Below are 13,093 nucleotides of genomic sequence, written 5' to 3'. Positions count from 1 at the left end.
GCGTAGGGCCAGGCCGGGCGGGGGCGGTTGCAACGGGGAGGCGGCGGGAAGGCGGGTGGGAGGCGGGCGGTGCGCAGGCAGGGGGTGTGGGGGGGCCTCCTCGGGAAAAGGCGCCTCCCCGGGTCGTGGGAGCGGTTCGCGTCCCCTTTGGTGGGATCAGGCGCGGCGAGGGAAGCCCAGGGTCGGGTGAGACCGCCCGTCGTCGGGACTGAAGTCCCTCCCACAAGGAGCGGCCAGCCTTCAGCGCGGTGGTCAGCATTCGTTGGAGACGCAGGCTTCATCCCTGCGGAACGGCTTCAGCCGCGACGAGCGAAGCCGTCGGCCGATCCGACATCCTTGCAGTCGGGACTGAAGTCCCTCCCACAGGGAGCGGCCAGCCTTCAGCGCGGTGGTCAGCATTCGTTGGAGACGCAGGCTTCATCCCTGCGGAACGGCTTCAGCCGCGACGAGCGAAGCCGTCGGCCGATCCGACATCCTTGCAGTCGGGGCTGAAGTCCCTCCCACAGGGAGCGGCCAACCTTCAGCGCGGTGGTCAGCTTTCGTTGGAGACGCAGGCTTCATCCCTGCGGAACGGCTTCAACCTCGACGAGCGAAGCCGTCGGCCGATCCGACATCCCTGCAGTCGGGACTGAAGTCCCTCCCAGCGTGATCCTCCGACGAGGCGGGCGCCGCACCTGAGGGAGTCAACTGTCATGCAGCCGCGACGCGTCGAATGGCGTGCTGTCGGATGGCGCAATGCGTGGGGACTGAAGTCCCTCCCACCATGATCCTCCAGCGAGGCGGTCGCCGCACCTGTGGGAGCGGCTTCAGCCGCGACGAGTGGAGCCATCGGCACATGCGGGGTTCCATTGCGATCGGACTGAATCCCTTCCCACGCGATTGCCCGCTTTCCGCGCTGGCGGCACGCTGGACAACACAGCGAGCGGCGCCGCTACGGTCGGAGCGGTTCCATCCGCGACCCTGCGGCGACACGGAGCGAACGCGGCGCAGCGCCCGACGCCCGAAGCGGCTGCCCACCCGGCGCCCTCACGCCCGCTTTGCATTCGCCGCCGGCCCCGTTGCTAGAGTCGGCCCGCGCCGCCGCGGCCGCCTGTCCCCTGCTTTGCAGGTCCCGCAAAACCCGGCGTCTTTCCTCCATTGAAGGAGTCTCGACATGCCCTGGAAATTCCCTCTCGCAACGCTCGCCCTCGCCGCCGTCGCGCTGCCCGCGCTGGCCCAGCCCGACCGGCAGGTGGTCGAGGACATGCTGACCCGCTCGGCCAACGTCTGCCCGGGCCACAGCACCGACCGCACATCGCCGGCGGTGAAGGCCGTGCCGGTGGGCGCGCTGCGGGTGATGCTCGACCGCGGCCTGGTGATGTGCCCCGATCGGCGCCTGGACGCCACCGCCCCGGCCGTGTTCTACGGCAGGCTCGGCGTGTTCGCCTGGAACCCCGAGGTTCCCGCCGGCGCGAGCGTGATCGTCAAGCAGATCGATGCGATGACCCGCAAGGACGAATACCCGTCAGACACCCTGGTGTGGGACGCCAAGGGCACGCCGCTGAAACAGCAGACCGTCCCCGCGTTCGAACCCAAGCCCGGCGCCACCGTGCTGTACCAGGTGCGCTGACCCCATTCCGCTGGCCCGCGCACGGGCCAGCAACGTCGATCGCAGCCGGCGGCCCGCAAGGTCCGCCGGCTTTTTTATGCCGCGGTGCGAGTTCCATCGCGACCGCGCACGGCGATAGACAAGACACGCCGTGACGCGCACGACGTCGACGCTGTCCTGCTCCTGTCCTTGTGCCACCCACGCGTTTCGTGGCGGCGGACAAGATTCGGATCATCGGGCGCGATTATCTATCGCCACCCTCCGATTATCTTAAAATCAAGATTATTTACTTCTGAAAAGTCCGCTTCAGAAGCGTAGACAAATTCCCATGACGTGCACGCAGCCAGCCGAAGCAGCGGAATTCGGCTGGATTCGCGCAGAACCATGCGGATCTTTCATCCTTTCCTCGTCGCCACTGTGGCGCAGCGCACGCCGCAGCATCGATGGATCTCGGCATTTTCCAATGCGATGTGTCGTGAAATTCCGTCAGGTGCGATGCGAATCAATACCGCAGCTAAATATTATCTCTTCGTGTCGCAAAAATAATGCGGACGACATAGTAGCGTTTGCGCCCTCCCCCACCCCCCGGGCGACCGGGATTCGACACGAGGATGTTTCCATGGCCACACAGCGGAATCGGCTGGCGCTGCGCGCACTCTCCCTCATCGGCATCGCGGGCGCGTTGTTGCCCATCGCCGCCACGGCGGCACCGACGCGCGGCACCGTGCTCAAGAGCAATGTCCTGACCAGCTACACCCGCCAGGCGATCGCCACACTGCTGGCCAACGACCAATCCCCCGACCAGGCCAAGTGCGACGTGCGCGTAGCCGAGTTCACCTACGCCACCATCGGCGTCGATGGCGAACCCACCACGGCGTCGGCGGCGCTGCTGGTGCCGGGCGGCAGCCAGTGCCCCGGTCCGTTCCCGCTGGTGAGCTACAGCCAGGGCACCGAGTCGCAGCGCCGCGCCGAGCAGGCCAAGGAGATCCGCGACGCCAAGGGCGACGACACCATGGTCACCCACCTCGCCACCCAGGGCTACGTGGTGGTGAGCAGCGACTACCTCGGCATCGGCCAGTCCACCTACGCGTTCCACCCCTACCTGCACGCCGCGTCCGAGGCCAGCTCCACCATCGATGCGATGCGCGCCGCGCGCCAGGTGCTGCAACGGCTCAACACCCCGCTGTCGGGCAAGGTCATGCTGACCGGCTTCTCGCAGGGCGGGCATGCCGCCATGGCCACCCAGCGCGAGATCGAAGCGCACCTGTCCAACGAGTTCAACCTGGTCGCCAGCGCGCCGATCTCCGGCCCATATGCGCTCAGCCAGACCTTCCGCGACAGCTGGAGCGGCCGCAATGCGGTGGGCGAGAACACCTTCGGCATCGTCCTGGCAAGCTACGCCATCGTCGGCATGCAGCACACCTACAAGAACCTCTACCTCGACCCGTCGCAGGTGTTCCAGGATCCGTGGGCGAAGAAAGTGGAGAAGCTGTTTCCCGGCAACCAGAGCCTGACCGACCTGGTGCTCGGCGACACCCTGCCGGGCGTGGACAAGATCCGCCAGTACTTCCAGCCCGGCTTCTACAAGGACTTCGCCAGCAACGCCAACGACCCGTTCCTGCGCGACCTGGAGCGCAACGACCTGCTCGACTGGGCGCCGCGCACCCCGACCCTGCTGTGCGGCTCCGATAACGACGCCACCGTGCCGCTGAAGAACGCCACCACCGCCGTCACCGCGTTCAAGGCCCGCGGCAGCAACCAGGCGACCGTGCTCGACGTGGGCACCGGCAAGCCCAGCGACAACAGCGCGCTGGAACACCTGTTCACCGAAGACGCCTGCACCATCGCCGTGCGCCAGCAACTGTTCGACAAGCTCCGCTGAGGTCGCGGCGGGCGACAACGCAGGCGCACTCCTCCCCCGGCGCCTGCGATCGTCCGTCCCGCTGGCTGCCACGCCTGGGCGCAGGTGTGGCAGTGTTTTTCCTGATGCAGGCGCCGATGCTGGCGACGACGATGACCGTGCGTTGTGCGTAGCTGCGCGACAGCGCGGGCGCGAGCGCTGGCACACCTGACTCAGGATTGGATGACGGCAGATCGGCGTGGCGGTACCGGCAGCGGCCGCAGCAATCACCGGCCAGCACACGATCCCACAGGCCCGACCATCACCCCGCGCCGACGCCGGCGCCACGCGGCAGCATCGCCAGGTGCTTGCGCCGTCCCCGCGCATCGGCGACCGCACGGCCCACCCCATACACCGACAACGGCACCACCCAACTCGCCCACAGCAGTAGCGCGATCAAGCCCGGCGACGGCGTCAGGCCCAGGCCGATCGCCGACGGCAACGCCCCCCGGAACACCACCGGCGCCAGCGTCGCCAGATAGGCGCGGACCATCCAGCGCTGGTGCCGCAGCACCTGCCCACGCCAGATCGCCACCAGTCCGACCGACCCGGTCACCAGCCACGCCAGCGCCGTGGCCGCGAACGCCACCAGGATCGCAGGCGGCGCCGGCGAGGTCGCGATCAGCCCGACTGCCCCGACCATCGCAACCACCATCCCGGCGAAATACACCCGCCCCACCCAACGATGCAGCCGCGGCCAACGCCGCCACCGCTGCGTCACGAACTGCAGCGCCCCCAGCAACAGGCCAACCGCCCCGCCACCGAGATGGCACCACAGCCAGCCGCGGCGGGTCAGGAACATGGCGTATGCAGGTGAATCTAGCGCCGCATACTTCAAGTACACATGGCGGACGAACTCGGCCGAAACCGCGGCCAGCGCCAGCCACAACAATGCCCATGCCACGCGCGTTGCAGGCCTGCGTCGGCGCAGTTCGACACCCTCGCGTATCGGATCGGCCCGCATGCCCGGCTCCCTCGGCCAGCCCGCTCTGGGGATGAAAACGCTAGCATGCCCACTACACTTTTTCTTGAGCTAGCCATGAAGGCAACGAAAGTCCATCTCGCCCTGCTTGCCTTGCTCGTTTCGGGGATCGCTGGCGCCTCCGAAAGAAGCGACCGTCCCGATTTCTCGCGCCTATTGTCCGATTCTGCGGATTTTTGCGAGAAAACTGGCAGTTTAGACAGGTCGTGCATCGATAGGCTGGACTATTACTTCGGAGTAATTTATGAGATGGACGAAACCGATTTGTCGACCAAGATCGATGAGCGCGCGATATTGGACATCGCGGAACTGCTGAAGAGCGACTACCCAAAGCTCTTCAGGGCGGCACGGATTCTTGGCGCGATGGGAAAACGGGCGACGGTAGCGTTGCCGAGTTTGCGAGCCGCAGAAGTCGAGGCTGGCGTCGCGAGAGATCTAGACAGCTTGATCGGCAGCGAAGCACTTCAAAAGTCTCTCAGACTTGATATACAGCGGATAGAGGGCAAGCGTTGACTGTCCATATGCCGCGTGACTCCAGCACTCACTGGATTCGCCTGCGCTGCCGAACCATCTGCCACGCCGCATCCAGCAGCCAATACCCTATTGCTGCCGCCAGGGGAATCTCGATCACCCGCGGGGTGAGCGCGACGAAGCACACTAGCAGCAATACCGGCGCCACGCGCCACACGGGCTGGTGGAATGGATTCAGGTAGTGCCGCTGGAAGCCGCGGACGCACGCGACGATCAGCAAGGCGATGGCCAATGCCCAGGGGATCTGCCGAAACAGGCGAAACAGGCGAAACAGGCGAAACAGGGGTCAGAGTCCATTTTTTTACTCTGCGTCGCGAACTGCAGCGCCCCCAGCAACAGGCCAACCGCCCCGCCACCGAGATGGCACCACAACCAGCCGCGGCGGGTCAGGAACATCGCATAGGCCGGCGACTGCAGCGAAGCTTATTTCAGATAGACCGAATGCACGAACTCCACGGCGAACAGTGCCAGGGCGAGCCAGAGCACCCACCAGGCCAGGCGGACGATTGGCGTGGTGCGTGGTGACGCCAGTTGGCCGCGCGTCCGCTCGCTGCTCATTCCCTGTCCAACGCTGCGCCGGGCGCTCGGCAGCGCGACGCTAGCATGGGCGTCTCGGCGCCACGGAAGGCGGCGACGCGCGGCGGACAGGCGCGTCCGAGAACGCTGCCGCACACGTCGCTTCGCCGATCGGCACAGGCGATCCGGCTACCGATCGCGACGCACCACCCAGCCGTAAATGCGATTCGCGTCTCGCTTTGTAGACGACACAGTTAACAGTACAGACATCTGCAGCACACAGGTCTATGGTCGATCCGGGGACGGGGGGTCGCATGGGACGCAGACAGGGAAAAACCGGATTCGACGCGCTGGCGGCATTGCCGTGGCCAGTGGGAATCATGGCCGGCATCGCCGGCTTCCTCGCCGTGCGCGACGGCATCCCCTGGTGGTTCTCCCGCCACGACGGCGCGCTGTCGCAGGCCATCGCCCAGCAAGCGGAAGGCGCATTCGCGCCCCTGGCGTGGATCCTGCTGCTGCTCTGCTGGATGGCGGCGCTGGCCTCATTCCTCAAAGCGCGGCATCGCCGCCGCCTGCTGGACACCCGCACCACCCTGGAAAGCCTGGCCGCCGGCGGCTGGCGCCAGTTCGAACTCCTGGTCGGCGAAGCCTTCCGCCGCCAAGGCTACTCCGTCGAAGAGACCGGCCTCGGCGGCGCCGACGGCGGCATCGACCTGATCCTGCGTAAGGACGACCGCCGCACGCTAGTGCAGTGCAAACAGTGGAAACGGCAGCAGGTCAGCGTGAGCGTCGTACGCGAGATGTATGGATTGCTGGCGCATCACCAAGCCGATGCGGTGAAGATCGTTTGTGTTGGCAGATTTACGAACGATGCGGAACGGTATGCGCGTGGCAAGCCGATTGAGCTGATCGGTGGCGCGCAGCTTATACAAATGATTCGTGCGGTACAGCAGGGCGCATTCGATCCGAATATGGCTTTGTTGCGTGTCGATCGGTTGTTGATTGTCACGCCCTCCATCGCTGCCGTGCAACCCAGGTGCCCGCGTTGTGGTAGTGCTCAGGTACAGCGCATGAACAGGCGTACTAGTAAAGCTTTTCTTGGCTGTAGCCAATTTCCAAAATGCAGATGAATCGCGTGACTATTTCGCCTTTCTGCCAGCTTCGCTTACATACATATACTTAATTGAGCCCTCAATAAGGAAGCCTCATGCAAAACGCATCCAAATTGATACGCCTGATAGTTAGAAACATAGGCTGCATTGGCAATGAGGGGATTACTGTTGAACTAGACAATGTTGTTTGCCTTGTCGGCAGAAACAATGCGGGAAAGTCCACTGTACTCAAAGCCTACGCACTAGCCCAAGGCTCTGAGACATTTTCCCCTGAGAGAGACCGATGCTTGCAGTCAAGCGACGACGAATTAAGTGAAGTCGAACTTGAAGTGCACATCCCTAAGGGAATTGGCAATGTTGACGAAAAGTGGAAGCAACCTGAAGGTGATTTTCTGATAGTTAAGAGCCGATGGCAATGGAAGGCTCCTGACTTCAGGATAACTCGCTCAACTTGGGATCCACAGATAAATGATTGGTCGCCAGGTGAGAAGGCAGGAGGCGCAGATAACGTCTTCAAGTCAAGACTACCGAGGCCAATTCGGATTGGCTCATTACAGGATGCTGAGAGCATGGAAAAAGTGCTTGCAGCAATGGCACTTGCGCCACTCAACACAATGATTGAGAGTGAGCGTTCGACAGTCGGTTCACAGTTGCATGCAGCATTAGGTTCGGTCGCTGATCAATTAAAAGACCTAGGCAACGCCCATGAGAATAGGTTTAACGAAATTTCCGAGCGAGTTGCGACAGGCTTTCGAAGTGTATTTCCTAATCTTGGTGTGAAAATTAATGTTCAGCCGGCACCTATAGTTCCGAAGATCGAATCTGGGCTGCGTGTTAGCGACGGCAAAGCAGAAACAACTATTCCTCAGCAAGGAACCGGGGCGAGACGAGCGCTATTTTGGGCCATGCTACAAGTACACAATGAACTGCTGCGCTTGGATGAGACTCGTGCTATTCATCGAAAGCTCCTGCAAAAACAGCTTACTGATGCGGAGAAGGCAAAGGCTAAAAAGCCAGCAGATGCAGACACTGTTGAAGCCTGCAGGGCTCAACTAAAAGCATTTGATGATGGCGGACCGATGCCTAACGATGCCGATGATCCAGCTCTTCCCGGTTATCTGCTTTTGATTGACGAGCCCGAGAATGCATTGCATCCGATGGCAGCTCGTGCTGCTCAGAAGCATCTCTACAAACTTGCTGAGAGCCCCGATTGGCAGGTAATGATGACTACTCACTCCCCCTATTTCATCAACCCTTTTGAAGACCATACAACTATCATTAGATTAGAGCGAGACGACGAAGGCGAGATCGCTAGCCCGAAGACATATCGCTCTGATGAAATCACATTTCAAGGAGAAGAAAAGCAGTGGTTGCATGCAATGCAACAACTTGATCCAAGTCTCGCAGAAATATTTTTTGGATCATATCCAATCTTGGTCGAAGGGGACACGGAGCATGCTGCTTTTATAGCCGCGATTTTGGAGAAGCAGCACGAACTGGCGAACAAGGTGACAGTGGTGCGAGCGCGCGGAAAAGCCATTCTTCCAGCTCTAATATCCATGATGGGGCATTTCAAAATCGACTTCGGCGTGCTTCATGACTGCGATCCACCATTCAAGAAGGATGGAAGTTCAAATGGCATGTGGACACAGAACAATAACATCAGGATCGCTGTGGAAGCTGCTCGAAAGAAAGGAATTAAGGTAAGACATAGAGTTAGCGTGCCGGATTTTGAGCGCTACCTTGGATATGATGAAGAGTCCAAAGATAAGCCTTTACTTGCGTATATTGCTATTGGTGCCAATCCCGATTTAAGTGCCAAAGTTCAAATCCTACTCAAAGATCTTATGACTTCTGAGCAGCATGAGCCTTTTGCCCCGCAGGAGATGACCAACAAGCAGTATCTGGACTTGATCCACGACGTCGTAATTGATTGGGCAAAGAAAGCTGGAATCCAAGAAAGTCCTAGATTCAAGGGGAAATGATCGGGAAACAGGATCGGAGTGGACTACCTGCCCCCTCACCCACGATTCCACAGTCCAACGAAATCGAAAGAAAGCTGCCGGTGGTGGCGAATGGAGAGCAGAGATACGGCGGTGGAGGCCTCCGCCACCGTGTACGGAGAAACAGGAGGAGAAACAGAGGTAAGAGTGCACTTTTTTACCAGCCTGACCTTGTCCAAAGGGGCCGACCCATCGGACGATGCCTGAAGCTGCTGTAGGAGAAGTGCACTCTGACCCCGGTTTTCGACCCCGGTTTTCCGTTTTCCAGCAGGTCCCATAATCTTGCCTCAAGCTGCCAATCGCTTGATCCTCGCCGGCAGATCGCCAAGCAGGCGATGCGCCTCTTCCAATTCGTAGTCCGCCTGCAGGCTCAGCCAGAAGCGTTCGGTCGTGCCCAACGCCGCAGCCAGGCGCACGGCGGTGTCGGCGGTGATGCCTCGCTTGCCCAGCACGATTTCGTTGATCCGGCGCGGCGGCACGCCGGTGACGCGGGCAAGTGCGTTCTGACTAATGCCCAGCGGGACGAGGAACTCGTCGCGCAGCACGTCGCCAGGATGGATGTTGGGCAAGGAGGCCATGACGGGATGCCTGAATTGGTGGGTCGGCGATGGCGACCTCATCCAGCGACCATAACGGCGCCCGTCATAAGACGCAATCCGTTACGGCGCTGCGCAAGGCCCCTCTGCTCAAGTGTTGGAAGCACGCCAATAACGCGACGCGGCGGCGGATTGGGGCGAGCCTGCGCACGATGGGGAACTCCTCCCTATTCTTGACCTCCCATACATCCAACCCATCGCATCCTCGCCCCGATTCCAACACCGGAGGCGGGGACATGACGAAGTGGATGGGAGCGGCGCTGGCCGCGGCGATGCTGGTGACCGGCTGCGCCCGGGTGGAGGGCGAGAAGTTCGTCGGCCACTGGGTCAACGTGGAGTCGAAGGACGACACGATCGACATCGAGCGCAACGGGGAGTCGTTCATGGTGCGCAACACCACCCCGCGCTTCTTCACTCGCAAGCCCAAGACCGAGAGCTACCCGGCCATCTACAAGGACGGCGTGCTGCAGGTGACCAACGACGGCGAGACGGTGAACTTCGCCATCGACGAGGCCGATGGGCACCTCAACACCGGCAGCGACGAGTACCAGCGGGTTCCGGCCAAGTAGTCGCGCGACGTCGAGCCCGGACCCCGGGCTCGCCTGGCCTGCCCGCATCGGAAGGTCGCTGCGGGCGTGGCATTGGGGCCGGCAGTTCGCCGTTCCCGGGACGCTGCCTCGTCTACTCGCCAGTGGGCCGCTTGGTCCGCGTGGACCGGCGTTTCTCGCTCTCGAGCGCTTTCAGCTTGCGCGTTGCCTCTTCGAAATCGCGCTCTACCGGCGACGGTTCTTCCAACGTGCGCTGTCTGTAACGAGCGAACTCGGCCTTGGAAAATTCCAGCGCCTGCTCGCGGCCGATGCGGCCGGCATGGGTCAGCACGTCGCGGTCGCTCAGGCGCAGGAAGTCGTCCAGCTTGGCGATCCACGCGTCCATGGTCATCGGCCTGCGGTTCATGGCCTGCAGCTCGGCGAACTCCAGGTAGGCGGTGACGATGCGGTTCAGTGCCTCCAGTTCCTCCGCATTCAAGTAGCTCTTGGCGACGACCGCATCGGACGCGCGCGGCGCGGCACCCACCCAGTTGGTCATGCCGCTGTGCGGCTTGCTGGCGTCGGCGCGCTCCATGAGCAGTTCGGCGGCGGTGTGGCCATGGGCTGCCCAGTGCATCTTGTTCTGCACGGTGGCGAAGAAGCGCTGGCTGGCCTCGGCCGACGGGTCGTAATCCACGCTGGTGGCGTAGATGTCCAGCACCTTGCGCCAGAACAGCTTCTCCGACGAGCGAATGTCGCGGATGCGGCCCAGCAGTTCTTCGAAATAGCCATCGTCAGGCCCGCGCTTGAGCCGTTCGTCGTCCAGCGCAAAGCCCTTGATCAGGTACTCGGACAGCCGCGCCGTCGCCCACTGGCGGAACTGGGTGCCGCGCGCGGAGCGGACCCGGTAGCCGACGGCGAGGATGGCGTCGAGGTTGTAGTGATCGATGGTACGGCGCACTTGGCGCTCGCCTTCGGCTTGAACTATTCGGAATCTCCGAATAGTTCGTTCATGTTCAAGTTCACCCTCGGAAAAAATGCTGCCGAGATGTTCATTGATCGTTGGGACAGAGACTTGAAACAGTTCTGCGATCTGCCGCTGCGTCAACCACACCGAATCGCCTTCCAGCCGCACCTGGATCCGCGTCTGCGCATCCTCGCTGCGGTACAGGATCAACTCCGAGGTGGGGGCTTCCTTGTCGTCGCTACGCATGCCGGCTCCTGATGCGGCTCGTCAAAACAGCGCGCCCTGGATCGGCGTGCCGGAAGGTGCGGGAAGGATATCGGCTGCAGGCGGCATCGGCTGCGACTGTGGCTGCTGCTCCCCACCCAATCGCCACGCCAACCCCGAGATCCGCGCCGCATGCCGGGCCAGGGCGGCGCGCAGCACCGGTTCGCTGGCGGCGATGTGCAGCGCGCGGCGGGCGCGGGTGATGCCGGTGTAGACCAGTTCGCGGCTGAGCACGCGGGCATCGCGGGCCGGCAGCTGCAGCCAGACTTCGTCGAATTCGCTGCCCTGGGCCTTGTGCACGGTCATGGCGAAGGCGCTTTCGTGCGCGGGCAGTGCGGCCGGGTGGAAGCCGCGGACTTGGCCGTCGCCGGCGCCGTCGAACCAGGCGACCAGGGTGCCCTGTGCGTCCTTCAGGCAGATGCCGACGTCGCCGTTGAACAGGCCGTGGCGGTAGCTGTTCTCGGTGATCAGCAGCAGGCGCCCGTGGAACCAGGGCGCGGCGGCGCCGAGGCGGCGTGCGCCGCTGGCGGTCTCGGCCAGCAGTTGTTCGATGCGTGCGTTGAGCCCGCGCGCGCCCTGCGGGCCGGCGCGCACGGCGGTGAGCAGGCGCAGGCGTGCGGCAGCGCGCAGGGCCTGCGCCGGATCGTCGGTGTCGCCGAGGGCGCGCCAGTGCGCGAGCAGGGCGTCGCCGCCGGCGGCGAGCGCGTCGTCGACGCCATCGTGGAAGTGCACGCCGGCAAGCTGGCCGTCGCGCAGCAGTTGCAGCGCGCCGTCGGCATCGCCGCTGCGCACGGCGTCGGCCAGCGGCGCCAGGGCGAAGTCCTGGGCCTGGCGGTAGCCGCGCAGCAGATGCACGCGGTACCCGGCCAGGCCGCCCTGGTCGTGCGCGACCGCGCTGTGGCCGAGCAGCGGTTGCAGCGCCTGCGCGTCGTCGGGCTGTAGCGCGTCGCCGTGGCCGGCGGCCTGCAGGATCGCGGCGAGCACGTCGCCGGCCTCGACCGAGGGCAACTGGTCGGCGTCGCCGAGCAGGATCAGTTGCGCGCCGTCGGCCACGGCGTCGACCAGCTTGCACATCAGCGGCAGATCGACCATGGAGGCTTCGTCGATCACGATCAGGTCGAACGGCAGCGGGTTGTCGGCGTCGTGGCGGAAGCGCGGCAGGTCGGGAATGACGCCGAGCAGGCGATGCAGGGTGCTGGCGCCGGCCGGCAGGGCCTCGGCCAAGGTGGGGTCGACGCCGTCGGCGAGTGCGCGCGCCACCGCAGCGCGCAGGCTCTCGGCCATGCGCTCGGCGGCGCGGCCGGTGGGCGCAGCCAGGGCGATGCGCGGCGGCGGCAGGCCGGCGCCGCGAGCCTGGGCGATGCGCAGCAGCAGCAGGCGGGCGATGGTGGTGGTCTTGCCGGTGCCGGGGCCGCCGGTGACCAGCAGCAGGGCGCGGCGCAGGGCGAGGGCGGCGGCTTGGGCTTGGCGGTCGGATGGATCGTTGGCAGTCGTACCCTCACCCGCCCTGCGGGCACCCTCTCCCGGGGGGAGAGGGAAGAGCTGGGCGAACAGGGGTGCTAGGGCGGCTAGGTCGCTATGCGGCAGCGGCTGTGCGGCGAGGCGACGCAGGCCCAGGGCCAGGCGTCGTTCGTATTCGCGGTAGCGGCGCAGGTAGAGCAGACCGTGTTCGAGTACGAGTGGGCAGTCGGGGCTGGCCGGGTCTTCGGCAGCGGGTTGTGCGACCCAGCGCGAGGCGGCCAGGGCGCGGGTCCAGTCGTCTGCGGTGGGCAGCGTGGGAGCGGCGCCGTCGCGGCTGTCGAGCAGGAGGCTGGCGCGCGCCGGGTCGAGGCCGGCGTGGCCGCTGGCGACTGCCAACGAGGCCAGGGCGGCGCCGGCCAGGACCAGGTCGGGGGTGTTCGGATCGAGGCGGGCTAGGCTGTGGGCGAAGGCATGGTCCAGCGTGCGCAGGGTGCCGCTGCGGTAGAGGGTGGCGAGGAGGTTGGATTGGCTCACGGGGTGGGGGCTCCGTGAGTGGACGTACCCTCACCCCAACCCCTCTCCCAAGGGGAGAGGGGCTTGAGCGTGCGCGGGGTGCCGGCGCGGTGGAGGGCGTACAGGAGGTGGG

Annotated in this window: 11 protein-coding genes and 1 pseudogene; 6 read left to right on the top strand and 6 right to left on the bottom strand. The window is 64.0% G+C overall.

The window, feature by feature from the left end:
* The first annotated feature begins 1,153 nt into the window (after positions 1–1,153).
* Both CEK69_RS07720 and CEK69_RS07715 read left to right on the top strand, forming a co-directional pair.
* The gene (locus CEK69_RS07720) at positions 1,154–1,609 is read left to right on the top strand and encodes a hypothetical protein (protein WP_152244841.1); all 456 of its coding nucleotides are present in this window, start codon (positions 1,154–1,156) and stop codon (positions 1,607–1,609) included.
* Between the two features lie 598 nt (positions 1,610–2,207).
* Entirely contained in the window at positions 2,208–3,470 is a 1,263-nt protein-coding gene (locus CEK69_RS07715) for a lipase family protein (RefSeq protein ID WP_152244839.1), read from the top strand.
* 280 nt (positions 3,471–3,750) lie between these two features.
* Here the strand turns inward: CEK69_RS07715 and CEK69_RS07710 are convergent, their stop codons facing one another.
* Positions 3,751–4,452 carry a DUF2306 domain-containing protein gene (locus tag CEK69_RS07710; protein WP_152244837.1) on the bottom strand — a complete coding sequence of 234 codons (702 nt, stop codon included), beginning with the start codon at positions 4,450–4,452 and terminating at the stop codon, positions 3,751–3,753.
* 75 nt (positions 4,453–4,527) lie between these two features.
* Between CEK69_RS07710 and CEK69_RS07705 the strand changes: the two genes are divergently transcribed.
* Positions 4,528–4,983, top strand: coding sequence for a hypothetical protein (locus CEK69_RS07705; protein WP_226975084.1), 456 nt, complete (start codon positions 4,528–4,530; stop codon positions 4,981–4,983).
* 28 nt (positions 4,984–5,011) lie between these two features.
* Here CEK69_RS07705 and CEK69_RS07700 read toward each other — a convergent pair whose 3' ends face one another.
* Positions 5,012–5,233, bottom strand: coding sequence for a hypothetical protein (locus CEK69_RS07700; protein WP_193313930.1), 222 nt, complete (start codon positions 5,231–5,233; stop codon positions 5,012–5,014).
* A gap of 74 nt (positions 5,234–5,307) precedes the next feature.
* A pseudogene (locus CEK69_RS07695) lies at positions 5,308–5,559 on the bottom strand (hypothetical protein); the annotation flags it as partial.
* A 272-nt stretch (positions 5,560–5,831) separates the two neighbouring features.
* Between CEK69_RS07695 and CEK69_RS07690 the strand changes: the two are divergent.
* Positions 5,832–6,647 (top strand): restriction endonuclease, encoded by an 816-nt coding sequence (locus CEK69_RS07690; protein WP_152244845.1) that lies wholly within the window; start codon positions 5,832–5,834, stop codon positions 6,645–6,647.
* 77 nt (positions 6,648–6,724) lie between these two features.
* Positions 6,725–8,614 (top strand): AAA family ATPase, encoded by a 1,890-nt coding sequence (locus tag CEK69_RS07685; protein ID WP_150410505.1) that lies wholly within the window; start codon positions 6,725–6,727, stop codon positions 8,612–8,614.
* A 305-nt stretch (positions 8,615–8,919) separates the two neighbouring features.
* On the opposite strand, the gene CEK69_RS07680 is transcribed toward CEK69_RS07685, so the two are convergent.
* A complete protein-coding gene (locus CEK69_RS07680) occupies positions 8,920–9,210 on the bottom strand; it encodes a HigA family addiction module antitoxin (protein ID WP_150410504.1) in 291 nt (96 codons plus the stop codon).
* Between the two features lie 254 nt (positions 9,211–9,464).
* Here CEK69_RS07680 and CEK69_RS07675 point away from each other — a divergent pair, with 254 nt between their 5' ends.
* Positions 9,465–9,797: a hypothetical protein gene (locus CEK69_RS07675; protein ID WP_010341478.1), complete on the top strand. Its 333-nt coding sequence runs from the start codon at positions 9,465–9,467 to the stop codon at positions 9,795–9,797.
* Between the two features lie 112 nt (positions 9,798–9,909).
* Here the strand turns inward: CEK69_RS07675 and CEK69_RS07670 are convergent, their stop codons facing one another.
* Both CEK69_RS07670 and recD read right to left on the bottom strand, forming a co-directional pair.
* Positions 9,910–10,968: a virulence RhuM family protein gene (locus tag CEK69_RS07670; RefSeq protein WP_226975083.1), complete on the bottom strand. Its 1,059-nt coding sequence runs from the start codon at positions 10,966–10,968 to the stop codon at positions 9,910–9,912.
* A gap of 21 nt (positions 10,969–10,989) precedes the next feature.
* A complete protein-coding gene (gene recD / locus CEK69_RS07665) occupies positions 10,990–12,981 on the bottom strand; it encodes an exodeoxyribonuclease V subunit alpha (RefSeq protein WP_152244831.1) in 1,992 nt (663 codons plus the stop codon).
* Positions 12,982–13,093 lie beyond the last annotated feature (112 nt).

The organism is Xanthomonas sp. LMG 12462 (assembly GCF_009192885.1).
GTDB classification, from domain to species: Bacteria; Pseudomonadota; Gammaproteobacteria; order Xanthomonadales; family Xanthomonadaceae; genus Xanthomonas_A; species Xanthomonas_A sontii.
The sequence above is the reverse complement of the archived record's forward strand: the minus strand, read 5'-3'. Positions and strand labels throughout refer to the sequence as shown.

Excerpts from the sequence above, each read along its gene's own strand:
- CEK69_RS07670 (WP_226975083.1), bottom strand. The coding sequence starts at position 10,968 with ATGCGTAGCGACGACAAGGAAGCCCCCACCTCGGAGTTGATCCTGTAC.
- CEK69_RS07690 (WP_152244845.1), top strand. The coding sequence starts at position 5,832 with ATGGGACGCAGACAGGGAAAAACCGGATTCGACGCGCTGGCGGCATTG.
- CEK69_RS07705 (WP_226975084.1), top strand. The coding sequence starts at position 4,528 with ATGAAGGCAACGAAAGTCCATCTCGCCCTGCTTGCCTTGCTCGTTTCG.
- CEK69_RS07680 (WP_150410504.1), bottom strand. The coding sequence starts at position 9,210 with ATGGCCTCCTTGCCCAACATCCATCCTGGCGACGTGCTGCGCGACGAG.
- CEK69_RS07720 (WP_152244841.1), top strand. The coding sequence starts at position 1,154 with ATGCCCTGGAAATTCCCTCTCGCAACGCTCGCCCTCGCCGCCGTCGCG.
- CEK69_RS07685 (WP_150410505.1), top strand. The coding sequence starts at position 6,725 with ATGCAAAACGCATCCAAATTGATACGCCTGATAGTTAGAAACATAGGC.
- CEK69_RS07715 (WP_152244839.1), top strand. The coding sequence starts at position 2,208 with ATGGCCACACAGCGGAATCGGCTGGCGCTGCGCGCACTCTCCCTCATC.
- CEK69_RS07675 (WP_010341478.1), top strand. The coding sequence starts at position 9,465 with ATGACGAAGTGGATGGGAGCGGCGCTGGCCGCGGCGATGCTGGTGACC.
- CEK69_RS07710 (WP_152244837.1), bottom strand. The coding sequence starts at position 4,452 with ATGCGGGCCGATCCGATACGCGAGGGTGTCGAACTGCGCCGACGCAGG.